Source organism: Pseudarthrobacter sp. 10T415, from assembly GCF_056394175.1.
In genome coordinates this window covers 397,330-421,483 of sequence record NZ_JBFTHJ010000002.1, presented here as the reverse complement: position 1 = coordinate 421,483, position 24,154 = coordinate 397,330, and the positions used below count along the sequence as shown (strand labels likewise).

General features: G+C 67.5%; 19 protein-coding genes. 14 read left to right on the top strand and 5 right to left on the bottom strand.

What is annotated here, in order from left to right; all coding sequences use genetic code 11:
- The first annotated feature begins 19 nt into the window (after positions 1-19).
- Together rimI and tsaD are read left to right on the top strand one after the other, a co-directional pair.
- Positions 20-487: a ribosomal protein S18-alanine N-acetyltransferase gene (gene rimI, locus AC1DBN_RS04725; RefSeq protein WP_314214205.1), complete on the top strand. Its 468-nt coding sequence runs from the start codon at positions 20-22 to the stop codon at positions 485-487.
- Entirely contained in the window at positions 484-1,575 is a 1,092-nt protein-coding gene (tsaD, locus tag AC1DBN_RS04720; protein WP_091721827.1) for a tRNA (adenosine(37)-N6)-threonylcarbamoyltransferase complex transferase subunit TsaD, read from the top strand. The genes rimI and tsaD overlap by 4 nt, the downstream gene beginning before the upstream one ends.
- A 148-nt stretch (positions 1,576-1,723) precedes the next feature.
- On the opposite strand, the gene AC1DBN_RS04715 is transcribed toward tsaD, so the two are convergent.
- Positions 1,724-2,875, bottom strand: coding sequence for a glutamate--cysteine ligase (locus tag AC1DBN_RS04715; protein WP_477722649.1), 1,152 nt, complete (start codon positions 2,873-2,875; stop codon positions 1,724-1,726).
- Between the two features lie 399 nt (positions 2,876-3,274).
- Here AC1DBN_RS04715 and AC1DBN_RS04710 point away from each other — a divergent pair, with 399 nt between their 5' ends.
- Entirely contained in the window at positions 3,275-4,705 is a 1,431-nt protein-coding gene (locus AC1DBN_RS04710; RefSeq protein ID WP_477722731.1) for a glycoside hydrolase family 3 N-terminal domain-containing protein, read from the top strand.
- 27 nt (positions 4,706-4,732) lie between these two features.
- A complete protein-coding gene (locus AC1DBN_RS04705; RefSeq protein WP_477722648.1) occupies positions 4,733-5,551 on the top strand; it encodes a shikimate 5-dehydrogenase in 819 nt (272 codons plus the stop codon).
- Between the two features lie 3 nt (positions 5,552-5,554).
- Here the strand turns inward: AC1DBN_RS04705 and AC1DBN_RS04700 are convergent, their stop codons facing one another.
- Positions 5,555-6,790: a THUMP-like domain-containing protein gene (locus AC1DBN_RS04700; RefSeq protein WP_091721820.1), complete on the bottom strand. Its 1,236-nt coding sequence runs from the start codon at positions 6,788-6,790 to the stop codon at positions 5,555-5,557.
- A gap of 53 nt (positions 6,791-6,843) precedes the next feature.
- On the opposite strand from AC1DBN_RS04700, the gene AC1DBN_RS04695 reads away from it, so the two are divergent.
- Positions 6,844-7,221: a hypothetical protein gene (locus AC1DBN_RS04695; protein ID WP_082497262.1), complete on the top strand. Its 378-nt coding sequence runs from the start codon at positions 6,844-6,846 to the stop codon at positions 7,219-7,221.
- On the opposite strand, the gene AC1DBN_RS04690 is transcribed toward AC1DBN_RS04695, so the two are convergent.
- A complete protein-coding gene (locus tag AC1DBN_RS04690; protein WP_477722647.1) occupies positions 7,149-8,078 on the bottom strand; it encodes a DMT family transporter in 930 nt (309 codons plus the stop codon). The genes AC1DBN_RS04695 and AC1DBN_RS04690 overlap by 73 nt on opposite strands.
- A 224-nt stretch (positions 8,079-8,302) precedes the next feature.
- On the opposite strand from AC1DBN_RS04690, the gene groES reads away from it, so the two are divergent.
- Positions 8,303-8,596: a co-chaperone GroES gene (gene groES / locus AC1DBN_RS04685; RefSeq protein WP_003805290.1), complete on the top strand. Its 294-nt coding sequence runs from the start codon at positions 8,303-8,305 to the stop codon at positions 8,594-8,596.
- Between the two features lie 80 nt (positions 8,597-8,676).
- A complete protein-coding gene (groL, locus tag AC1DBN_RS04680; protein ID WP_056075200.1) occupies positions 8,677-10,287 on the top strand; it encodes a chaperonin GroEL in 1,611 nt (536 codons plus the stop codon).
- Between the two features lie 137 nt (positions 10,288-10,424).
- Here the strand turns inward: groL and AC1DBN_RS04675 are convergent, their stop codons facing one another.
- Positions 10,425-11,027 carry a dihydrofolate reductase family protein gene (locus AC1DBN_RS04675; protein ID WP_477722646.1) on the bottom strand — a complete coding sequence of 201 codons (603 nt, stop codon included), beginning with the start codon at positions 11,025-11,027 and terminating at the stop codon, positions 10,425-10,427.
- A gap of 64 nt (positions 11,028-11,091) precedes the next feature.
- Here AC1DBN_RS04675 and AC1DBN_RS04670 point away from each other — a divergent pair, with 64 nt between their 5' ends.
- The 7 genes from AC1DBN_RS04670 (at position 11,092) to AC1DBN_RS04640 (ending at position 23,528) form a co-directional block, all read left to right on the top strand.
- Positions 11,092-12,615: an ATP-dependent DNA ligase gene (locus AC1DBN_RS04670; protein ID WP_477722730.1), complete on the top strand. Its 1,524-nt coding sequence runs from the start codon at positions 11,092-11,094 to the stop codon at positions 12,613-12,615.
- Positions 12,616-12,738: 123 nt separating this feature from the next.
- Positions 12,739-14,397: a LuxR C-terminal-related transcriptional regulator gene (locus tag AC1DBN_RS04665; protein WP_477722645.1), complete on the top strand. Its 1,659-nt coding sequence runs from the start codon at positions 12,739-12,741 to the stop codon at positions 14,395-14,397.
- 91 nt (positions 14,398-14,488) lie between these two features.
- Positions 14,489-15,625, top strand: a complete 1,137-nt coding sequence (locus AC1DBN_RS04660) for a flavin-containing monooxygenase (protein ID WP_091721809.1) — start codon at positions 14,489-14,491, stop codon at positions 15,623-15,625.
- 37 nt (positions 15,626-15,662) lie between these two features.
- Positions 15,663-17,726, top strand: coding sequence for an acyltransferase family protein (locus AC1DBN_RS04655; protein WP_314213885.1), 2,064 nt, complete (start codon positions 15,663-15,665; stop codon positions 17,724-17,726).
- Positions 17,723-19,786, top strand: coding sequence for an acyltransferase family protein (locus tag AC1DBN_RS04650; RefSeq protein WP_477722644.1), 2,064 nt, complete (start codon positions 17,723-17,725; stop codon positions 19,784-19,786). Before AC1DBN_RS04655 ends, AC1DBN_RS04650 begins: the two co-directional genes overlap by 4 nt.
- 245 nt (positions 19,787-20,031) lie before the next feature.
- On the top strand, positions 20,032-21,543 hold the full coding sequence (gene guaB, locus AC1DBN_RS04645; protein WP_091721801.1) for an IMP dehydrogenase: 1,512 nt from the start codon (positions 20,032-20,034) through the stop codon (positions 21,541-21,543).
- Positions 21,544-21,668: 125 nt separating this feature from the next.
- A complete protein-coding gene (locus AC1DBN_RS04640; RefSeq protein ID WP_091721799.1) occupies positions 21,669-23,528 on the top strand; it encodes an ABC transporter ATP-binding protein in 1,860 nt (619 codons plus the stop codon).
- Position 23,529: 1 nt separating this feature from the next.
- Here AC1DBN_RS04640 and AC1DBN_RS04635 read toward each other — a convergent pair whose 3' ends face one another.
- Positions 23,530-24,153 carry a hypothetical protein gene (locus tag AC1DBN_RS04635; RefSeq protein WP_314213880.1) on the bottom strand — a complete coding sequence of 208 codons (624 nt, stop codon included), beginning with the start codon at positions 24,151-24,153 and terminating at the stop codon, positions 23,530-23,532.
- Position 24,154: the final 1 nt, after the last annotated feature.

The window sequence follows — 24,154 nt, the reverse complement described above, 5'->3', positions numbered from 1 at the left end:
CAATGTCGCCATCCGGGACATGACGGAGGCCGACATCCCGGCGGTCAGCGCCCTCGAGCAGGAGCTGTTTCCGGTGGACGCCTGGCCGGTGCAGATGTTCTTCGACGAACTGGCACAGCCGGAAACCCGCCGCTACCTGGTGGCCGAAGGGCCGGACGGCATCGTGGGCTATGCCGGGCTCATGTGCATTGAACCCATCGCGGATGTCCAGACGATCGCCGTCGTGCCCTACCGTGAGGGCCGTGGCATCGGCAGCACGCTCCTCACCGAACTGATCGACGAGGCCCGCCGGCGGCGCGCCGCGGACGTCCTCCTGGAAGTGCGTGCCGACAACCCGCGTGCCCAGCGGCTGTACCTCCGTTTCGGCTTCCAGCAGATCCATATCCGCCCCCGCTACTACCGTGACGGCGTGGACGCCCTGATCATGCGGCTGGCGCTGGTGCCCGAGACAGAAACAGAATCCCCAAGCAAAGGAATCCGGCCATGAACCGCACGCAGCCGCTGGTGCTGGGCATCGAATCCTCCTGCGACGAAACCGGCGTCGGCGTCGTCCGCGGAACCACGCTCCTGGCCAACACGGTGTCCTCATCGATGGACGAGCATGTCCGGTTTGGCGGCGTCATCCCGGAGATCGCCTCCCGGGCGCACCTTGATGCTTTTGTCCCCACGCTGGAACAAGCCCTCGCGGAGGCAGGGGCCACCCTGGACGACGTCGATGCCATCGCCGTGACCTCGGGCCCGGGCCTGGCCGGCGCGCTGATGGTGGGAGTCTGCGCCGCGAAGGCCCTGGCCGTGGCCACCGGCAAACCGCTGTACGCCATCAACCACCTGGTGGCGCATGTGGGCGTGGGGCTCCTGGATGACCGGGCGACCGGACAGCAGCAGGCCCTGCCCGAAAACCTCGGCGCCCTGCTGGTCTCCGGCGGCCACACCGAAATCCTCCGGATCAACAGCATCACCAGCGACGTGGAACTCCTGGGCTCCACCATCGATGACGCCGCCGGCGAAGCCTACGACAAGGTGGCCCGCATCCTGGGGCTCGCCTATCCGGGCGGTCCTGCCATCGACCGGGTGGCCCGTACCGGCAACCCGAAGGCGATCCGTTTCCCGCGCGGCCTCAGCCAGCCCAAGTACATGGGAACGGCCGAGGAACCGGGCAAGCACCGCTACGACTGGTCCTTCAGCGGACTGAAGACCGCCGTGGCCAGGTGCGTGGAACAGTTCGAAGCCCGCGGGGAAGAAATCCCTGTGGCTGACATCGCCGCCGCCTTCCAGGAAGCCGTGGTGGACGTGATCTCATCAAAGGCCGTACTGGCCTGCAGGGAACACGGAATCAAGGACGTGCTGCTGGGCGGCGGCGTGGCCGCCAACTCAAGGCTGCGGGAGCTGACCGGACAGCGCTGCGCGTCCGCCGGGATCCGGCTTCACGTCCCGCCGCTGGACCTGTGCACGGACAACGGGGCCATGGTGGCCGCACTCGGGGCGCAGCTGGTCATGGCGGGCACCGAACCCAGCGGGATTGGATTCGCACCGGACTCTTCGATGCCCGTCACCTCGGTCTCCCTCCACGCCTGAACCCGGGACTGCCCTGTGTCGGGCAAAACCATGGCGGGGCACTTTGGGGGCGTCGCCGTCGTAAATGTCGACGGCGGCCGGCGTGTCCGTGTCGAAGTGCCCCGTTTCGGGCAAGGCAATCAGGCGGCCGCCGAACTCGGGGGCCGGCTCAGGCGGTGGGGCCGCTGCGCATCTGCTTGACCAGGTCCAGGACCACGGCCTGCAGGTTGCCGCCGTTGTCCTCCGCCACGCGCCGCTGGCGCTGGTACCCGGCACCGCGGCGGATGATCTTTTCGACGTCGGCCAGCTCATCCGTGCAGCCCAGCTTCGCCGCCACGGGCTCCAGCCGGTTCAGCGTTTCCAGCAGGTGGTCCGTCACCAGCTGCTCCTTGCCGGCGGCGTCCAGGATGATGATGGCATCCATGCCGTAGCGGGCGGCACGCCACTTGTTTTCCTGGACATGCCACGGCGGCATGGTGGGGATGGTGCCGCCGTTGTCCAAGGTGGTGGAGAACTCGTCCACCAGGCACTGGGTAAGGGCCGCGATGGCGCCCACTTCCTCCAGTGTGGCCAGGCCGTCGCAGATGCGCATTTCGATGGTTCCCAGGGCGGGCACCGGCCGGATGTCCCAGCGGATCTCGGAGATGGTGTCGATCACCCCGGTGGTGAACATGTCCCGGACGTAGGACTCGTATTCGGACCAGGAGGGGAACTGGAACGGCAGGCCTGCAGTGGGCAGTTGCTGGAACATCAGGGCACGGTGCGAGGCGTAGCCGGTGTCCTCGCCGCCCCAGAACGGGCTGGACGCGGACAAGGCCTGGAAATGCGGGAAGTAGTTGACCAGTCCGTCGAGCACCGGGAGGGCCTTCTCGCGGCGGTCCAGGCCCACGTGGACGTGCACGCCGTAAATGACCATCTGCCGGCCCCACCACTGGGTACGGTCGATGAGCTTGGCGTAGCGGGCCTTGTCCGTCACCGGCTGCAGCTGTGGCGGGCTGAACGGGTGGCTGCCGGCGCAGAAGAGCTCCACGCCCATGGGGTCGGTGATTTCCCGGACGGCGGCCACGGAGCGGCTGAGGTCTTCCTTGGCCTCCGCAGCGGTCTCGCAGATGCCCGTAACCAGTTCCACCGTGTTCAGCAGCAGTTCCTGCTTGATGTGGGGGTGTTCGTCATCCTCGTTCAGCTCGGGATGGCGGGATGCGACACCGCGGAGCACCTCATTGGCGACGGATGCGAGTTCACCGGTGCGGCCGTCCACCAGCGCCAGTTCCCACTCAACACCAAGGGTTGATTGCCTCGATGGTGCGAAGTCGATCTTCACGCATTTCCTCACTGTCCGGGATGCCGCTGGCTGGTGCCGCTTCCGGGACGTGCCGGCAAACGAACGGGTGTTTCAAGTCTATAGCGCAGGGGTAGCATCATACTGATGTCCCCGTTCCAACGCCTGCGTGACAGTACCCACAAAACCCTTCCCCTGATCGCGGCTTTGTCCGTTGCTGCCCTGGCCGCGTGCACGGCAGGGCCGCCCACTCCTGCGCCCTCAACGCCGGCGTCGTCTCCGTCAGCTTCCGCATCGGCGTCGCCCGGCACGTCCCCGGCAGCGCCGCGTACGACGCCGGCCCCCACCACGGCGTCCCCGTCACCTGATCCGGGTTCCCTGCCCCTGGGCTGGGGCCCCCAGCAGCGCGACCAGGACGCGGCAGCAGCCGCCGTGGCGGCCATGGCGCCAGAGCAAAAGGCCGGCCAGGTCCTGCTTCCTTTCTACGGCGGGCAGCAGGTGGAAGCGCAGGCAGCCGCCATCGAACGTTTGCACCTGGCCGGCAGCATCATCATGGGCGACAACGTTCCCCGCGACCCGCAGGGAAAAGTGGACGTCGCCGCCATGACGGCGGCCAACCAGCGGCTCTCCCGGGCGACCACCGCTGACGGTGACCCGTGGCCCGGCATCGTCGGCGTGGACCAGGAAGGCGGTATCGTGGCCAGGCTGGGAGCGCCGCTGACCGAATGGCCAACGCCCATGAGCTACGGTGCCGCTGGAAACGCGGCCCTCACGCGGGACGCCGGGCAGGGTGTGGCAGGTGAGCTGGCACCGCTGGGCTTCAACCTGGACTTCGCGCCGGACGCGGATGTCACCATCGGCCCCAAAGACCCCACCATCGGCGCCCGGTCCATGTCCGGGGACCCGGCAGCTGCGGCGACGCAGAGCGTGTCCTTCGCCCAGGGCATGCTGGCCGCCGGGGTGCTGCCCACCGTCAAGCACTTTCCCGGCCACGGTTCGGTCACCGCCGACTCGCACCTTAGCCTCCCGCTCCAGAACGCCGGCGTGGAGGAGTTGCGCGGCCGGGACTGGAAGCCCTTCCAGTCAGCCGTCGACTCAGGCTTGCCGATAGTGATGACCGGGCACATCGCCGTGCCCGCGCTGGAACCCGGCGTGCCGGCGTCGCTCTCGTCCAGGACCTACGCCGCGCTGCGTGGCCTCGGTTTCAAGGGCGTGGCGGTGACCGATGCCCTGAACATGGGCGCCGTCACCAAGCAGTACCCGGCCGGTTCCGCCGCCGTTTCCGCCCTGGCCGCCGGGGCCGACCTGCTCCTGATGCCGGCCGATGCAGCGCAGGCGCACGCCGCAATAGTCCAGGCTGTGGCCTCCGGTGCCCTGCCGAAGGAACGGCTGGACGAAGCCGCCACCCGGGTGGCCACCATGATGATCTGGCAGGGGCGGAGGGGGTCCGCGCCCGCCCCCGCAGGCAGTGGCGCGGCACTGTCCGCCAAGGTCTCCGGGTCCGCCATCACCATCCTGGCCGGCAACTGCAGCGGACCCCTGGTCCCCGGCGCTGTCCGGGTAACCGGCGGGGGACCGGGCGACAAGGAACGGTTTGAAGCCGCGGCCGCCCGCGCAGGCCTGGCCGTCGGCTCGGGACCACTGGTCAGCCTCATCGGGTACGGCGGCGCGCCCGCCGGCGGCGACATCGCCGTCACTTTGGATGCCCCCTGGCCGCTGCAGGGTTCCCCCGCTCCGGTCAAGATTGCACTGTACGGCCGGACCGACGCCGCCTTCGATGCGCTGGCCGCCGTGCTGGCCGGAAGGGCGGCGGCCCCCGGAAAGCTGCCGGCCGCCGTCGGGCCCTATCCTGCCGGCAGCGGCTGCGCCTAAGCTCCCCGGGCCGCGTTTAATGGACAGGTGCCTATCCTCAATAAAGACATGACCCTCTGCATCTCCCTCTCGGCCCGGCCCAGCAACAACGGGACGCGCTTCCACAACCACCTGTACGGGCAGCTGGACCTGAACTGGATCTACAAGGCCTTTGCGCCCACCAACCTGGAGCAGGCCATTGCCGGCGTCCGGGGCCTCGGTATCCGCGGCTGCGCCGTGTCCATGCCGTACAAGGAGGATGTGATCGCGCTGGTGGACGAGATGGACCCCTCGGCCAAAGCCATCGATTCCGTCAACACCATCGTGAACACAAACGGGCACCTCAAGGCCTACAACACCGACTACACGGCTATAGAGCAGCTGCTGGCCACCAACTCGGTGCCCACCGACTACTCGGTCCTGGTCCAGGGCGCCGGCGGCATGGCGAAAGCAACCGTGGCGGCGCTGCGCGACGCAGGCTTCACGGACGTCACCGTCATCGCCCGGAATGAGGCGGCGGGCCGGGCGCTCGCCGAACAGTACGGCTTTAGTTGGCGTGCAGCGCTCGACGGCGGCATGGCGGACATGATTGTCAACGTGACACCTATCGGTATGGCAGGCGGTGCGGACGCCGATGCGCTGTCCTTCCCGTCAGAAGCCATCGACGCCGCGAAACTCGTCTTCGACGTGGTGGCGCTGCCGGCCGAGACACCGCTGATCCGGGCGGCCCGGGCGGCGGGCAAGCCGGTGATCACCGGTGCTGAGGTGGCCACCATCCAGGCGCTGGAGCAGTTTGTGCTGTACACCGGTGTGCGTCCCACGGCGGACCAGGTACGGGCCGCCGAGGAATTTACCCGCGCGCAGTAACGCCTACGCCGGCTTGACCGGCTCCACCTCGATGGCCACCCGGTCCTCGCCGATGCGGGTGAGGACCAAGGTGGCGGTCCGGCCGCCCTTCCTGTTGCCCGCGCCCTTGCCGCCCAGCAGTTGCTTGCGGAGTTCCTCCGGCGTGACGGCGGTGCCGCGCTTCTTGATGTCCAGCACGGTGATGCCTTCCTGCTTCACCCAGGACTTCAGCGCCTTGACGTTGTACGGCATCACCCGCAGGACCTTATAGGCGCGGGCGAACGGGGTATCTGCGAGGGCGGGCGAGCAGATGTAGGCGATGTGCTCGTCCAGCAGGTGCCCGCGCAGTTCGAGCGCGAGGTCGGCCACGAGGCCTGCCCGGATGACCGCTCCGTCCGGCTCATACAGGTACCCTTCAGCCGGGCCCACCGGAGCCTCGGGGCCCTCCCCGAAATCCTCCCCGCTGGTCAGCTCGGCCGCTCCCTGCGGTCCCAGCAGCAGGGCCGCGCGGCGTATCCCCGGCCGGCTGACCGAGTTGAACCACAGGGCCACTTCGGTGACGTCCCCACCAACGGACACCCACTGCGCTTCGCAGCCCTGCGGAACCGAATCGTGGGGCATGCCCGGGCCCATCTTGACGCCCACGGCCTTCCCGGACGCGGCAAGGGACTCCACGAAGGACAACGGGGGAGAGAACGCCTCGGGGTCCCAGATGCGCCTGGTGCCGGAGGTGGAGGTGACCCTGCGCGCCGGGTCCAGCCAGACGCCGTCCACCCCGTCCAGGGGGACCGAGGTGGCGTCGGCGTGCACAACCGCCGCATTGGGAAAAGGGATGAGGTTCACCGTGGCGCACGCGGCCGTGGTTTCATCGAGCTCCACTGCCGTCACGGCGATGTCCAGGGAGGCGAGGGCCAGCGAATCGGCGCCGAGCCCGCAGCCCAGGTCCGCCACGTGGCTAACGCCGGCGGCGGCGAACCGCTGGGCGTGCCGGGCGGCAACATTCAGGCGGGTGGCTTGTTCCAGCCCCGCCTGGGTGAAGAGCATTTGCCGGGCGAACTCGCCGAACTTCGCTCCGGCCTTCGTGCGGAGCCGGGACTGGGTGAGCACGGCAGACACCAGTTCGGGGCTGTGGCCGGCCTTCCGGAGTTCACCGTTCAGGGCGAAGGACCCGTCCTCGGTGTAGGGGCCCAGCGACGCCAGCAACTCCCATCCTTCGGGGGTCAGCAGTGGTGCAATCTGGTCCTGGGGAGCGTGAGCCATGCGTTCCAGCCTAGTGCCCCGGGCTGCGGCGGGATGCCGATAGTGTTGAACCCATGGTTGACAGCGCAGGTCCCGAACAGTCCGGAGAACAGCCGCCCCCGGTCCAGGGTCCGGCTAGGTACGCGCGGCCCGCGTTGATCGCCGGTGCGGTGCTGGCAGTGGTGTGCCTGGCGCTGCTGGTCATCATCTTCTTCCTGGACACGTTCAACGCCACTGTCTATTCCGTGGGCGGTAACAACATCCAGGACAACACGCAGGAAGCGCAGGACATCCGCGGCCTGTATTCCGGTGCGCGGGCGGGAGGAATCGCCCTCCTGGTGGCGTCGCTACTGGTGGTCCTCGCCTCCTCCGTGGTCCTCTACCGGGCCCGTAACCGGGGCAACGCCTCCGATGGCGGCGAGGACGTCGGCTTCGACGACCTCGGCCGCTGAGGGCGCTGGCCCGCACCCGTCAGCAGGACCCCCGAAATCACCAGGACGCCGCCTGCAATCTGGGCCGCTGTGATGGGCTGGCCCAGCAGTACGGTGATGATCGCCGTGAAGACCGCGATGAGGTTGAGGTAGTTTCCGGCATTTGCCGCGCTGGTGCGCTTCAGCGCCAGGTTCCACAGCAGGTAGGAGCCCAGCGAGGGGAAGATGGCGATGAACGCCAGGGACCAGGCCCCGGACTGGCTGGACGGGAACCCTGCGCCGGTCACGGCGGCCACAGGAGCCAGGACAACGGCCGCTATGGCCGCCTGCAGGGCTGTGGAGGTGACGGCGGGTACGGCTACGCGACGGGCCAGGACCGTGTAGAGGCCCCAGACGGTGATGGCCGCCAGGATCAGCAGTTCGCCGGCGCCCAGCGAGAAGGTCAGGAGCCGCTGCAGCTGCCCGCCGGTGAGGACCAGCAGGACACCCGCCAGGCCAAATGCCAGGCCGATCCAGCCCAAGGGCCGCGGTCTGTCCTTCAGCAGCACCGCGGCAAGCACCATGATCAGGACCGGGTTTGCGGCCGTCACCAGGGATGCGTTCAGTGCTGACGTGTGCTGGAGGGCGCTGTAGAGCAGCAGCGTGTAGGCGGTCATGCCGAGCGCGCTGAGCATGAGCAGCGTGGGCCAGTGGCGGAGGACTGCCCGCCAGTTGGGGCGGTCCACCACGTGCGCCAGGAACAGCAGCGGCAGGGCGGCCAGTGTCCAGCGCCAGAACGTCAACTGCAGCGGGGCCATGGACTGAACGGCGGCCTGGCCCACCACGAAGTTTCCGGCCCAGAAGAGGGTGGCAAGGATCAGGAAGAAGGCGGCTCGCACCGGTTCAATGTACAGCCTAAGTGTTCTCCGATGACGAAATGGCTGGCACTCGCCTTGACCGAGTGCTAACCCCGGCCTAGAGTCTTCATTAGCACTCTCCCTAGGAGGGTGCTAACACATGAAGAGCTGCCAGCCTGGCTGCTGCCGGCACCGCGACGACGGTTGCCAGCCACGGCAAACGGCTTTCAAGTCCACGAATTTGCTGACGAAAAGGAGAGGTCCGAGTGTCGGTCTCTATTAAGCCTCTTGAGGATCGTATTGTTGTCCGCCCGCTCGAAGCCGAGCAGACCACGGCTTCCGGCCTGGTAATCCCGGACTCCGCGCAGGAGAAGCCGCAGGAAGGCGAAGTTGTCGCAGTTGGCCCCGGCCGCTTCGAAGACGGCAACCGCGTCCCGGTCGACGTAGCTGTCGGCGACGTAGTCATCTACTCCAAGTACGGCGGAACCGAAGTCAAGACCGGTGGCACCGAGTACCTCGTGCTGTCCGCCCGCGACGTCCTGGCGATCGTCGTAAAGTAAATCTTCCGGATCCCCGCGCCGCTGGTCATGCCTTGATGCTGGTCAGCTGCGCGGGGTTTCTGTCTTGAAAGGACACAACCATGGCAAAGCAGCTTGCGTTTAACGACGCTGCCCGCCGGTCCCTCGAAGCCGGCATCGACAAGCTCGCCAACACTGTCAAGGTGACGCTCGGCCCCCGCGGCCGCAACGTCGTCCTGGACAAGAAGTGGGGCGCACCCACCATCACGAACGACGGCGTCACCATCGCCCGCGAAGTCGAGCTGGACGACCCCTACGAAAACCTTGGCGCACAGCTCGCCAAGGAAGTTGCCACCAAGACCAACGATGTTGCCGGCGACGGCACCACCACCGCAACGGTCCTGGCCCAGGCACTGGTCAAGGAAGGCCTCCGCAACGTGGCCGCAGGCGCCGCTCCCGGCCAGATCAAGCGGGGCATCGAGGTTTCGGTTGAGGCCGTGGCTGCCCGCCTGCTCGAGAACGCCCGTCCGGTCGAAGGCACCCAGGTTGCCAACGTGGCCTCCATCTCCGCCCAGAGCGACGAGGTGGGCGAACTGCTCGCCGAGGCATTCGGCAAGGTGGGCAAGGATGGTGTGATCACCATCGAGGAATCCTCCACCACGCAGACCGAGCTGGTCCTCACCGAAGGCATGCAGTTCGACAAGGGCTACCTGTCCCCGTACTTCGTCACCGACGCAGAGCGCCAGGAAGCAGTCCTCGAGGACGCCCTCATCCTGATCAACCAGGGCAAGATCTCCGCCGTGCAGGAATTCCTGCCGCTGCTGGAGAAGGCGCTGCAGAGCTCCAAGCCCCTGTTCATCATCGCCGAGGACATCGACGGCGAGGCCCTGTCCACGCTGATCGTCAACCGCATCCGTGGCACCCTCAACGTGGTGGCAGTCAAGGCTCCCGGCTTTGGCGACCGCCGCAAGGCCATGCTGCAGGACATCGCCACCCTCACCGGTGCGCAGGTTGTTTCCCCTGAGCTGGGCCTGAGCCTGGACACCGTTGGCCTCGAGGTGCTCGGTACTGCCCGCCGCATCACCGTCACCAAGGACAACACCACCATCGTTGACGGCGCCGGTTCGGCCGAGGACGTCTCCGCCCGCGTTGCCCAGCTCCGCGCTGAGCTGACCCGCACCGACTCCGATTGGGACAAGGAAAAGCTCCAGGAACGCCTGGCCAAGCTGGCCGGCGGCATCGGCGTGATCAAGGTTGGCGCTGCCACCGAGGTCGAGCTGAAGGAAAAGAAGCACCGCATCGAAGATGCGGTGTCTTCCACCCGCGCCGCCTTGGAAGAAGGCATCGTGGCCGGCGGCGGTTCCGCGCTGATCCACGCCCTGAAGGCACTGGATGAGGACCCGGCCGTCAAGGCGCTCGAAGGCGACGCTGCAGCTGCTGTCGGCATCGTCCGCCGCGCCCTGGTCCAGCCGCTGCGCTGGATCGCCCAGAACGCCGGTTTCGACGGCTACGTCATCACCGCCAAGGTGGCCGAACTCGACACCAACAACGGCTTCAACGCCAAGTCGGGCGAGTACGAGGACCTGATCGCTGCAGGCGTCATCGACCCCGTCAAGGTCACCCGCGCTGCCCTCCGTAACGCTGCCTCCATCGCAGCCCTGGTTCTCACCACCGAGACCCTTGTTGTGGAGAAGCCGGCTGACGAGGACGAGCACGCAGGCCACAGCCACTAAGGCTGTTGTCCCGCGGGTAATGCCGCAAAAACAGAGAACCGGTCCGGCATCCGCCGGGCCGGTTTTTTGTGTGCCGTCAATGGCTGGGCCCATGCCGCCAGGGTTCCCTGGCCGGGCGAAGCGAGGTTAGTGGCGGCCTAAGTGGCATCCATCTCCCGGGTTTCAACGTCGCCGGTGCGCTCATAGACCAGCGACACCGCACCCTTGGGAAAGGAACGGACCGGCTCGGCGAGGCGGAACGTGGAAGGGACGGTCCCGGCGTCGAACAACCGCTTTCCCTGCCCGAGTGCCACCGGGTACAGCCACAGGTGGAGGCGGTCCAGCACGTCGGCGGCCAACAATGACCGGATGAGGTGGCCGCTGCCGAACATCTGCACTTCGCCATGCTGCCCGCGGAGCTGTCCCGCCGCCGCAGCGTCCGGGAGTACAGTGGTGCCCTCCCACCGGGGATCGGTGAGTGACCCGGACACCACGAACTTCGGGACCCGGTTGAGCACGCCGGCGATCTCGTCTGACTGGTGCGGCCAATATGAGGCAAAGATGTCGTAGGTTTTCCGGCCCAGGAGCAGGGCATCCATGCGGTCGATGGCCGCGGCGATGTCCGCCCCTGCTTCATCATCGGAGACCGGCGCCTGCCAGCCGCCGAAGGCGAAGCCGTCCGTGGGGTCCTCCTCCCGGCCACCGGGCGCCTGGTACACGCCGTCAAGGGTGATGAACAGGTTCGCAACGATGATGCCCATCCGTCCATTCTGGAACCGGCCGTCCGTACCTGTCGAGGGTCCGGCGGCGTGGCAGACTGTTGCCATGCTGCTGGACGAGCTTGTGAGGACCACTGACGCCGTCGCGTCCACCCGCTCCAGGCTGGCGAAGGTGGACGCCCTGGCCCAGCTGCTGAAGCGGCTCGACCCCGCGGACATTCCTGCCGCCGTCGGCCTCCTCACCGCCAAACCCCGCCAAGGGCGGGTGGGCGTCGGGTGGCGCGGGATGTCAGCAGCCATGGGGGAACCTGCCGCGGAACCCGGCCTCACCCTCGCCAACCTCGACGCCGCGCTGGACCGGCTCCAGGCCCTCGCCGGGGCGGGCTCGGCAGCCGAACGCGCGGCCACGCTCCGCGAGCTCACCGCAGCGGCAACCGAACGGGAGCAGGCGTTCATCGGCGGCGTGCTCCTGGGCGAACTGCGAACGGGCGCGCTGGAAGGTGTCCTGACCGATGCAGTGGCCCGCGCCGCTGAGCGCCCTGTCGAGTCCGTCCGCAGGGCCGCGATGCTGTCCGGCGACCTCGGCTCGACGGCCCGGCTCGCGCTGACCGGCACAGCGGCGGAGCTGGACGCGGTGGGCCTGAAGGTGGGCCGGCCCGTGCAGCCCATGCTCGCGGGAACCGGCGCAAGCGTCACGGCCGCACTGGACATCACGGGCGAAGCATCCGTGGAATACAAGCTCGACGGCGCCCGCATCCAGGTGCACCGGTCCGGCGAGAAGGTCCGCATTTTCACGCGGACCCTGGCCGAGGTGACACACCGGCTTCCCGAGGTGGTGGAGGTGGTGCGCGGGTTTCCGGTGCACGATGTGATCCTCGACGGCGAGACCCTCGCCCTGGGCGAGGACGGCGCCCCACGGCCGTTCCAGGAGACCATGTCACGGTTCGGCGCCGATGCCGCACGCACCACGGTGCTGCATCCCTGGTTCTTCGACGTGCTGCATATTGATGGCCGGGACCTGCTCGATGAACCCCTGTCCGAGCGGATCAGGGTGCTCGAATCCATTGCCCCGGCCCACCGGATCCCGGGCGAGATCACCGCGGACCCGGAGGTTGCCGGACGGATCTCGCGCGACGCGCTTTCGGCAGGCCACGAGGGTGTCATGCTGAAATCGGTGGGGTCCCTGTACGCCGCCGGCCGGCGCGGCTCCAACTGGATTAAGGTCAAGCCCGTGCTCACCTACGACCTCGTGGTGCTCGCATGCGAGTGGGGCTCGGGCCGGCGCACCGGGATGCTGTCCAACCTGCACCTCGGTGCCCTCGACCCCGACGGCGAGTTCGGCGAACCCGGCGGGTATGTCATGGTGGGCAAGACCTTCAAGGGCCTCACCGACGCCCTGTTGCAATGGCAGACCGAACGGTTCCAGGAGATCGAGGTGCGGCGCACCGCCGGCACCGTCTGGGTGGAGCCGGTCACCGTCGTCGAGATTGCCATCGACGGCGTGCAGAAGTCCCCGCGGTACCCGGGCCGCATCGCCCTTCGCTTCGCACGGGTCAAGGGCTACCGCGAGGACAAGACCGCCGCTGAGGCCGATACCATCCGGACCCTTCGGGCGCTGCTGCGCCCCTGACCCGGCCATGGGCTTACTGCTTGTCTGGCGCGGGTGCCCGGCGTACGGTGACGCTTAGGCACCGTCCGCGGCCAGCGCACGACGGCGGGGGGCCGGCTCGGCGGGTATCCGGAAGGAGGCCAGGTGTCGGCTGAAACAGGACTGGACGGTGGTTTGGACGGCGGCCTGGACCGCGGCCGTGCGGCCTTCCGCGAGCAGCGCTGGACCGATGCCTTCCGGACACTGCGGGAAGCAGACCTATCGGGTGGACTTCCCGCGGCCGACCTGGAACGCCTTGCCACCGCCGAAATCCTGACCGGCAGCGCTGCTGCCGGGTTTGCGTCACTGACCCGGGCCCACGAGGAATACCTGGTGGTGGGGGACCTTGCCGGGGCCGCCCGCTGTGCGGGCTGGATGGCAATCCACCTCATGCACTTTGGCGACGGAGAACGCGCGGGCGGGTGGTTGGCCCGGGGGCAGCGGCTGGTGGCAGAGATCCCGCGGCCCGACGCCGTCGAGGGGTTCCTGCTGATCCCGACGTCCCTGGCACGCCTGCACCAGGGTGACCCCGGTGGAGCGCTTGAGCTGCTCGCCCGGGCCGCCGGCATCGGCCAGGCCTTCCAGGACCGGGACCTCATGGCGCTCGCCCTGCTCGGTACCGGCCAGGCAGCGGTGGGGCAGGGCCGGGTGGAGGAGGGCCTGCAGATCTTCGATGAGGTCATGGTTGCGGTGACCGCGGGTGAAGTTTCGGCCATACCGTCAGGGATTGCCTACTGCGCCGTCATTGCATCCTGCCAGCTGGCTTTCGACCTCGGCCGGGCACTGGAATGGACGGCAGCACTTGACCGCTGGTGTGCCGATCAACCGGACATGGCGGCATTCAGCGGCCAGTGCCAGGCCCACCGGGCAGAACTGTTCCGCTGGCACGGTGCCTGGGAAGAGGCGCTTGCTGCGGCAACCACGGCGGATGCGCGCGCTGCGGACAACGATCCCGAGGTGCTGTTCGGAGCCCACTACCAGCGGGGCGAGGTGCAACGGCTTCGCGGCCAGCTGGAAGCCGCCGGCCTCTCCTTCAGGACGGCTGCCAACAGCGGGTACGAGCCGCAACCCGGCCTGGCCCTTCTGCTGCTTCAGCGCGGAGACCTTCAGCAGGCACAGTCGATGATCCGCAGGGCTGCCGGAACCGCGGATGCCGTCATCCGACGGCACCTGTTGCCGGCGCTGGTGGAGATTGAACTGGCGGTTCCGGATGTGGCGGCGGCACGGCAGGGAGCCGATGAACTGGGCCGCTTCGCCGCAGGCTCCGCCACGCCCATGGTGCGCGCCGTTGCGGCACAGGCCGACGGCGCCGTCCTGCTGGCAGAGGGGGACCCCCTGGGGGCCTGCACGGCCCTGCGGCGGGCATGGAGGCTCTGGTTCGACCTCGGCGTGCCCTACGAGGCCGCCCGGTGCAGGGTGCTCATCGGGCAGGCCTGCCTTGGGATGGGCGACGAAACGTCGGCTGACATGGAGCTGACCGCCGCCCACGAGGCCCTGACCGGGCTCGGTGCAGCGCCTGCCGCTGCGTGGGCGGCCTCGCTGATGCCGCGTGGCCGAGGCAAAGGTGCCGGCCCGCTCACCCCGCGCGAGGAACAGGTCCTGCGGCTGGTGGCGTCCGGACAGGGAAACCGTGCCATCGCCGTCGGGCTCTTCCTCAGTGAAAAGACTGTGGCACGCCATGTCAGCAACATCTTCCTCAAGCTGGGCCTCACGTCGCGGGCAGCAGCCACGCGTTATGCCTTCGAGCACGGGCTGGCCGGCTGATGGCCCTGGGTAGAAATACCCACGGAGTGCCTCTGGGAGTTGCACATTTTCGCCGACGCATGCCGGGCGGGCCCGGGCATAGCCTCAGAGCATGAACGAGAACACCACCGGTACTGCAGGTACCAACAGCGCTCCGGAAGTGCTGGACACCCTGGTGATCGGCGGCGGGCAGGCAGGGCTGGCGATCGGCCACCATCTGTCCCGCCAAGGCCGGCGATTCCTGATTCTCGATGCCAACCCGAGAATCGGTGACAGCTGGAGGTTGCGCTGGGACTCCCTGCGCCTCTTCACCCCGGCAAAATACAACGGCCTTCCCGGAGTTCCCTTCCCGGCGGATCCGCTGTCCTTTCCCGGCAAGGACACCATGGCCGACTACCTGGAACGCTACGCCGACGGCCTGAAGCTTCCCGTGCTGACGGGAGTCAGGGTGGAGCGCCTCTGGCGTGAAGGCGGCCGCTATGTGGCCGCCGCCAAAGGAGAGCGTTGGGAGGCCCGCAACGTGGTCCTGGCCACGGGCGCGGAACGGACTCCCAAGGTTCCGCCGTTTGCCGCGGAACTGAAGGACTCAATCGTGCAGCTCCACTCCAGCGCCTACAAGAACCCCGCGCAGCTCCAGGACGGCCCCGTCCTGGTGGTGGGACTGGGCAACTCCGGAGCCGAAATCGCCAAGGAGGTTGCCCGTACCCACGCAACGTTTGTTGCCGCGAACGCGCCCAAGGAAATGCCGTTCAAGCACGGCCGGACAACGGCCCGCTTCATCCTGCCCCTGGTCCGGTTCGCCGGCCTGCACATCCTGAGCCTGGGCACCCCGGTGGGACGGAAGATTGCGCCGGAGTTCACAGCCCACGGAGCACCGCTGATCAGGACCAAGCGCAGCGACCTCGCTGCCGCCGGCGTCCAGTTCGTCCCCCGGGTCAGCGGCGTGGAGGACGGGCTGCCGGTCCTCGCAGACGGGGCGCGCGCGGACGTCGCGAACGTCATCTGGTGCACGGGATACCAGGAGGACCTGGACTGGGTTGACCCGGCCCTGGCGGGCGCCGGGGGAGGGCCGCGGCAGTACCGCGGGGAAGCGCTGGACACTCCTGGCCTCTACTTCCTCGGCCGGAATTTCCAGTACGCCGCGGCGTCCGCCACGGTGACCGGAAGCGTCCGTGATGCCCGGTATCTGGCCGGCAGGCTACCGGAACGACACGCGGTAGATTCGGGCAGGAGTGCCGCCTTCCGCTAAACTTGACGGTTGATTACGCGCTCCGAAGGGTTTGATTGTGCCAACACTGTGGACCAAGGGAGCGACGGCGCCTGCCGCTGACCGCCGGCAGGCGTCCCGAAAGTCGTCATACCGCCCCGAAATCCAGGGCCTTCGATCCCTCGCTGTCCTCATGGTGGTGACCTACCACGTGTGGTTTGGAAGGGTGTCTGGGGGCGTGGACGTCTTCCTCCTGATCTCCGCATTCCTGATGACCTTCCAGTTCGTCGGGCGCCACGAGCGCAGGGAGCCCTTTGCCCTGCTCAAGCACTGGCTGCACCTGTTCCGGAGGCTCCTTCCCGCCGCAGTCACCGTTATCGTCGCCACCCTGGCCGTCTCGTACCTGGTCCTGCCGCGGACCCGGTGGCTGGACCTCATCGACCAGGGCTGGGCGTCGCTGTTCTACTCGGAGAACCGGCTTCTGCAGGCGCAGGCCGTTGACTACTACGCGAATGACCACAGCCTTGCCAGCCCCCTGCAGCATTTCTGGTCTCTGTCCATCCAGGGCCAGGTATTCATCCTGTGGCCGCTGATCTTCCTCGCAGCCGCCTGGGCGGCCCGCCGGTTCAGGCTCTCCTACCGGCCGCTGCTGGCCTACGTGTTCTTCCTCGTGTTCCTCGTCTCGCTGGCGTATTCGATCTACTTCACGGCCACCAACCAGGTCCAGGCGTACTTCGACACGGGCGCCCGGCTCTGGGAATTCGCATTGGGCACGCTGGTGGCCCTCCTCCTTCCCGGGCTGCGGCTCTCCCGTGCCGTGCGCATCGTCATGGGTTGGGTGGGTGTCATCGCCATGCTCGCCTGCGGCATCCTGCTCAACGTCCAGGCAGCATTCCCGGGCGTGGCAGCACTGTGGCCAACCGTGGCGGCCGCCTTCGTCATTGTGGCCGGCCAGACGCAAAGCCCGGCCGGTGTGGACCGGATCCTCAGCTCCAAACCCCTGGTCAGGCTGGGAGACATCTCCTACGGGCTGTACCTCTGGCACTGGCCGGTGCTGGTGCTCGCGTTGGCCTGGACCGGCAAGGAGCATGCGGGCTGGCTTTCCGGCACGGTCATCATCGTCTCGGCGCTCGCACTCGCGTACCTGACCACCCGTTTTATCGAAAAGCCCTGGCGGGAATGGAAGTGGCCCGAGGCCAGGAAACGCCGTGCCGTCCTGGCCATCATGCTGGCCGTCTCCGTGGCAGCGGCGCCCCTGGCTCTGTGGCGCAACCAGCTGGACACAGAGCGCCGGGTGGCCCAGGAGCAGAAAGTGGCGAACAATCCGGGCTCGCGGGCTCTGGATCCGGCGTTCGCCGGTACCGTGCCCGCCGGCGACGTCACCCTGCTGCCGACTGCCACCGACCTGCCCCAGAACTGGGTTTCACTCGACGGACCCTGCACGGGCGACATCACTCCGCAGGACCAGGCGGTAAAGGACACCTGCTTTGAACAAAAGCCGTCCGGTAATCCAGCGCGCCGCGTCCTGGTGCTGGGGGACAGCCATGCGCAGCAGTGGTCCGGGGCCGTCAAGCCCATCGCCGCCCAAAACAACTGGCTCCTGTACTCCATGCTGAAAGGCGCCTGCAAAGTCGCGCCGGCCGGGAAGGCGGCCAGCGATGACTGCGAGACCTACAACGCTTCCGTGCAGAAGGAGATCGAGCGGCAGCAGCCGGACGCCATCATCCTGCTGGGCACCGCTGCGGCGCCTTCCAGTTCCGCAGAGGAGCTGACGCCGGGCTTCGCGGACCTGGTGGGGCCGTGGATCGACAAGGGCATCGACGTGGTGGCGCTCAGGGACAACCCCCGGTTTACGTTCAACATGGCCGAATGTGTCGTGACGGACGGCCCGGACGCCCAGTCCTGCCGCCCGGCCGTACGGGACTCCCTTGCGCCGGAGAATCCCCTTGCCACGCTCAAGGACAGCCTGCCGGGCCTGGCAATCCTGGACCTCACAGACCGTATCTGTACGGCAATGGAATGTCCGGGAGTGGTGGGGAACATCTTCGTGTACCTGGATGACAACCACCTCACGGCCGAATACACGGAGAGCATGGCGGACGAGTTTGGCAGGCGCTTCTTCGAAGCAACGGGGTGGAAATGACAGGCAGCGATAAGGTGCAGCCGGCGGCCGGGGCCAAGACCCAGGCGGCCTCTTTCAGGCCCGAGGTCCAGGGACTGCGGGCCCTCGCTGTCCTGATGGTCGTGGCCTACCACGTCTGGCTGGGAAGGGTTTCCGGCGGCGTGGACATCTTCCTGCTCATCTCCGCCTTCCTCCTCACGCTGTCCTTCGTGCGGAAAGCCGAAACGGGCCGCCCCTTCGGTCTGCTGGGGCACTGGCTGCACCTCTTCAAGCGCCTGCTGCCCGCCGCCGTCGTGGTGATCCTCGGCGTGCTCGCCGGCACCTGGCTGATCCTGCCGCAGGGCCGCTGGCCGCAGATCCTGGACCAGGCCTGGGCCTCCCTGCTGTACCGGCAAAACTGGCTGCTCGCCGATACCGCTGTGGACTACTACGCCCAGGACCACGCCGGAGCCAGCCCGCTGCAACACTTCTGGTCGCTGTCCATCCAGGGCCAGGTCTTCATCCTCTGGCCGCTCATCTTCGCGGCCGCCGCCGGCATCCTCGCTGCGCTGCGCCGCCTCCCGGCCTGCGCAGGGCTGACCTACCGTGGCCTCCTGGGTATCGGCTTCGGCGCCGTGTTCGCCGTGTCGCTGGCCTACTCCGTTGAGCAAACGGCCGGCAACCAGGCCTACGCCTACTTCGACACCAGGGCCAGGCTATGGGAGTTCACCCTGGGCTCCCTGCTGGCGCTCGCACTGCCGTACCTCAAACCCGGGAAGGCGCTGCGCGTTGTACTGGGCTGGGCCGGCCTGGTGGGAATGGTGTCGTGCGGCCTCCTCCTGACGGTGGACAGGTCCTTCCCCGGTTTCGTGGCGCTGTGGCCCACCCTGTCCGCCGCCGCGATCATCGTGGCGGGACAAACGGGCAGCCGGTACGGCGTGGACCGCGTACTCAGCAGCAGGCCGGCCGTGGCGCTGGGCGACAACTCGTACGCCCTGTACCTGTGGCACTGGCCGGTGCTGGTCCTTGCGCTCGCGGCCACCGGCGTCGAAGCTCCGAACCTCATGCAGGGGCTGGGCATCGTCGGCGCGTCCGTCCTGCTGGCCGTCCTCACCACCCGGTTCGTGGAGAAACCGCTGCGGGACTGGCACTGGCCCAAGCTGCGGGCCTGGCGCACCGCCGTCGTCATTGCCGCCTGTGGTGCCATCCTCGCCGGACCCGTTTCCGTCTGGCAGACCTTCCTCACCGCGGAAGAAACCGCGACGGCGGCCCAGCCGAGGGAGCTGACGCCCGGCGCCGCGGCGCTCACCCCGGGGATCGAAGCGGACCCCGCTCCCGCCGCGAGGATCATCCCGGGCCCCTCAGCCCTGGACAATGACTGGGCCGGTATCCAGACCCCCTGCGTCGGGTCCAATTCCACGGACGATCCCATCCTCGAGGGCTGCCGCCAGGAGATCCCCGAAGGCGGCGGGACCAAGCGGATCGTCGTCCTGGGTGACTCCCACTCGCAGCAGTATCTCGGTGCGCTGGCCCCCATCGCCGCGGCCAAAGGCTGGGAACTGGTCACTCTCCTGATGCCTGCCTGCAGGTTCGGTGCCGAGTCGGACACCAGGACCGCCGAATGCAACGCCTACAACAGGGCAAGCGCTGATTACGTGCTGGAACACCGGCCCGACGCCGTCTTCACCGTGGCATCACTGACGCACGAGGAAGCCCCGTTCGAAACTGAAGTCCCCGGCTACCTGGACGGCATCCGCCCGTTTGCTGACGCTGGGATCGAAATTCTGGGCATCCGCGACAACCCCCGGTTCACGTTCAACATGCCAGAGTGCGTCCAGCGCAACGGTGCCGACGCACCGGAATGCAACCCGCCCCTTGCCGAGTCCCTGGTGGAGCCTTCGCCGCTGGAAAATTACCGCGGCAAGGTGGACGGCCTGCACCTGATGGACATGAGTGACTTCATCTGCGCCCGCGGCGTCTGCCCAGCTGTGGTGGGCAACGTCTACGTCTACAAGGACGACAACCACCTGAGCAGGACCTACGCCGAATCGATGATTCCCATGTTCGAGCAACGGCTGCTCGCCGCCACGGGCTGGACCTGAGCCATGCCCTGCGGGCCGCACGCCAAGGTGCGGGGCCGGGGGAGTGCGGTTGCTCACATCGTCCGGCTGGAATAGGGGGATTGGCGCGAAGGTTCTAATATTTACTCAACACTTTCTGCTCCGGATGGCCGCCTGACGCAAGCGGCGTTCCGAAGTATGTCCTGCACAGGCCAGTTCCGTAATGACGGGCTGGTCATCGGCTGCAACCCCTACCCGCCCCAGCAACCAAGGTAAGAGGCGCACTCATGACCGAGCCCGAACACAACCCCTTTGGCCTCATCGGCCTGACCTACGACGACGTCCTGCTCCTGCCCGGGCACACGGACGTCATCCCGTCGGACGCCGACACTTCCTCCCGGATCTCCAAGCGGATTTCGGTTCACACGCCGCTGCTGTCCGCGGCCATGGACACCGTCACCGAATCACGGATGGCCATCGCCATGGCACGCCAGGGCGGCCTGGGAGTCATCCACCGCAACCTCTCGATCCAGGACCAGGCGGACCAGGTGGACCGGGTGAAGCGCAGCGAGTCAGGAATGATCACCAACCCGCTGACCATCGGACCGCAGGCCACCCTTGCCGAGCTGGATGAGATCTGCTCCCAGTACCGCGTTTCCGGCCTGCCCGTAGTGGACGAGGGCATGCGCCTGCTGGGCATCGTCACCAACCGCGACACCCGCTTCGTGCCGGAGTCCGACTTCCCGCTGCGGCTCGTCAGCGACGTCATGACCAAGATGCCCCTGATCACCGGGCACGTGGGGATCAGCCGCGAAGAAGCTTCGCACAAGCTGGCCACCAACAAGATCGAGAAGCTGCCCCTGGTTGACGAGCAGGGCCGGCTCAAGGGCCTGATCACCACCAAGGACTTCACCAAGGCCGAGCAGTACCCCCTGGCCACGAAGGATGACGAAGGCCGCCTCCGCGTCGGCGCAGCCATCGGATTCTTCGGGGACGGCTGGGAGCGTGCCATGACGCTCATTGACGCCGGCGTCGACGCCCTGTTCGTGGACACAGCCAACGGCCACTCGCAGGGTGTCCTGGACATGATCCGTCGGCTCAAGTCAGACCCGGTGGCCGCCCACGTGGACGTCATCGGCGGCCAGGCAGCCACCCGCGAAGGCGCACAGGCGCTGATCGACGCAGGTGCTGACGGCATCAAGGTTGGCGTCGGTCCCGGCTCCATCTGCACCACCCGCGTGGTGGCCGGCGTCGGCGTTCCGCAGATCACCGCCATCTACGAATCCGCCAAGGCCGCCATTCCTGCCGGCGTTCCGCTGATTGCCGACGGCGGCCTCCAGTACTCCGGCGACATCGGAAAGGCCCTGGTGGCCGGTGCTGACACCGTCATGCTCGGATCCCTCCTGGCCGGCTGCGACGAATCTCCGGGCGACCTGATCTTCGTCAACGGCAAGCAGTACAAGTCCTACCGCGGCATGGGCTCCCTGGGCGCCATGCAGTCCAGGGGCAAGAACACGTCCTACTCCAAGGACCGTTACTTCCAGGCCGACGTATCCGGTGATGACAAGCTGATCCCCGAGGGCATCGAGGGACGCGTGGCCTACCGCGGCCCGCTGTCCTCCGTGGCCTACCAGCTGGTCGGCGGCCTGCGCCAGACCATGTTCTACACCGGTGCGCCGACCATTCCCGAGCTCAAGGCCCGCGGCAAGTTTGTCCGGATCACTCCGGCCGGCCTCAAGGAATCGCACCCGCACGACATCCAGATGACGGTCGAGGCGCCGAACTACGGTTCACGCTGACGATAACGCTAACGCTGACGCTAACGCTGACGCTGACGCTTGCGATGAAGATGGGATGGGCAGCCTGCCCATCCCATCTTTTTTGCTGCGAAAATCCGTGCTGCCAGCGGTAATAGGCTGATGGCATGTCCCAACCGAGCCATCCGCCCGAACTAAGCCCCAAACGCGAGCCCGCACGCAGGCTTGCCCTGCGGCCCTATGCCCGCGCGGTGGCCCAGGTCCTGAGGGTAAGCTTCCGGGCCTCCCCGGGGGCCGTGGTCATGAAGGTGCTCGGCTCGCTCATCTCCGCCGTCCTTCCGCTCGTCACCACCTACTTCGCGGCCCTCACCACCACAGCCCTGGCGGCCGCGTACGCGGGCGACGCCGGGGCGGGACAACGGGCCATCGTCTACGTCGTCATCACCGCAGTGCTCGGCCTTTTCTGGGGGGCCTTCACCAGTGTGGACCGCTACATCCAGCAGCTGATGAGCTTCAAGGTGGGAGCCATCGTCGGCGACCAGATGTACGAGCGGTTCCTGGCGCTGGAATTCTGGCGCTACGACGACAAGGAAACGGTCGATCTCTACGACCGGGCCAAGCGCTTCTCGGATTCCTATGCACGGGTCCTGGACCGCATCGCGGCGATCTTCACACAGCTGGTCTCCGTCATCCTGGCGGTGGGGGCGCTGCTGCTGGTCAGCTGGTGGATAGCGGTGATCGTCCTGGTGGCCATCATCCCCAGCGTCTACCTGCAGTTCAAGCTGTCCCGTGAACAGATAGCGCACTGGAACACCCAGGTGGATTCCCGGCGGCAGCGGCGGATGATCGAAACCAACCTGCTCCGCCCCCAGCACATTGCCGAGATGCGGCTCTACGGCGTGGTCGGTTTCCTGATGGGCCTGAGGTCCCGCCTGCGCGACGCGGATGAACGGCGCCGGCTTGACTACCAGCGGCGCTACATTCCCCGCCAGCTGGCCGCCGACGCCCTCCAGTACGGTGCGGAGGTGGTTTCGCTGATCTGGGTGGTGGGCCAGATCATTGCGCACGCCCAGCCTGTGGGCCAGTTCCTCTACGTCCAGCAGATCGTCAGCCGGGCCCTGTCCACGGCGAACAACCTCGTCTCCTCGCTCAGCTCCATCGACGAGGACCTCGCCAACCTGAAGGATTACGAACTGTTCATGGACCTGCCCGTCCACTCCGGGCACGCCCCGCCGCTGCCGGCCGCTCCTCGCGAAGTGGAACTCCGGGACATCCGCTTCACCTACACGGGCAGCGACGTAGAGGTCATACGCGGCATCAGCATGACCATCCGGGAGGGCCAGCACATCGCCATCGTAGGGGAGAACGGCGCCGGCAAGTCGACGCTGATCCGCATCCTCGCGGGCCTCTACCGTCCGGATTCCGGGCAGGTGATGCTCGACGGCGTCGACCTCGCCGCGGTGGACGTCACCTCATGGCACCGGCACCTGGCGGTGCTCAGCCAGGAGTTCCTCAAGTACGAGTTCGCCACCGCCGCGGAGAACATCTACTTCGGGGATGTCCAAAGCCCCCGGGACGAGGCCAGGATCCGCCGCTCGGCGGCCGACGCGGAGGCGCTGGACTTCATCAACAAGCTCCCCAACGGACTGGAGAACCACGTCAGCAACTGGATGGAGGACCCGCGCGGCCGCAAGGGGAGCGGCCTGTCCGGAGGCCAGTGGCAGCGGCTGGCCATGGCCCGCAACTTTTACCGCGACGCAGCCTTCATGGTGATGGACGAACCCACATCAGCCATCGATGCCCTTGCCGAGCACCGGATCTTCACCAGGCTTTTCGCGGACCGCAGCAGCACCATCATCGCCATCAGCCACCGGCTCGCCACCATCGAGAAGGCGGACGTCGTCTACATGCTGGAGGACGGGCAGGTGGTGGAGCAGGGAACACACAAGGAACTGGTGGCCCTCCGCGGCCGCTACTTCCGGATGTTCGAATCGCAGCTCACCGTGGATGAAGCCGGCCAGCCCTAAGTCAGCGCCGGACTGGATCATGCCCTTCCACCACAGTCGTACGGACGCGGGCGAGGCTGGGGCGGGGCGGCACGCTGCTGAACCCGAAGGTCACCGGCGGCACCACCGGAGCCAGCGCACCGGCGTCGGCCCCATCCCAGCTGACGACGGCGGACCTGACATGGTGGAGGTCGCTCACCCCGTAGTACTCCAGCCTGCCGCTGCCGGCCGTACCGAACGTCTGCGCACCCGCAGCCACCAGCGATGCGAGGGGGTTGACGGTGGCCAGCCAGCGTGGATGCACGGCAAGCCGGTGCGGAAGCATTCCCAGCGCTGTACCCAGCAAGGTCCTGCGCCCGGTCACCGCCCGGATGGCCAGCGGGCCGGCATCGACCGACAGGATCCGGTCGGCCAGGACTGCCCGGACGTCAGCCACCTGCACATCGTCAAACCGGTACGTGGCGAAGATGAACTCCGCAATGGCTTCCGTGGGTGCCAACAGCAGCCTGTGCCCTGTGGGCTGCTGGACCATGACGTCCGCAAAAGCACCGAAGGGGGAATGCTGCCACATGCCCACCACTGCACGGAGGCCAGATGAGGTACCGATCCCGGCAATGTGCCCGTCGAAGATCCAGCGATTGCGCATC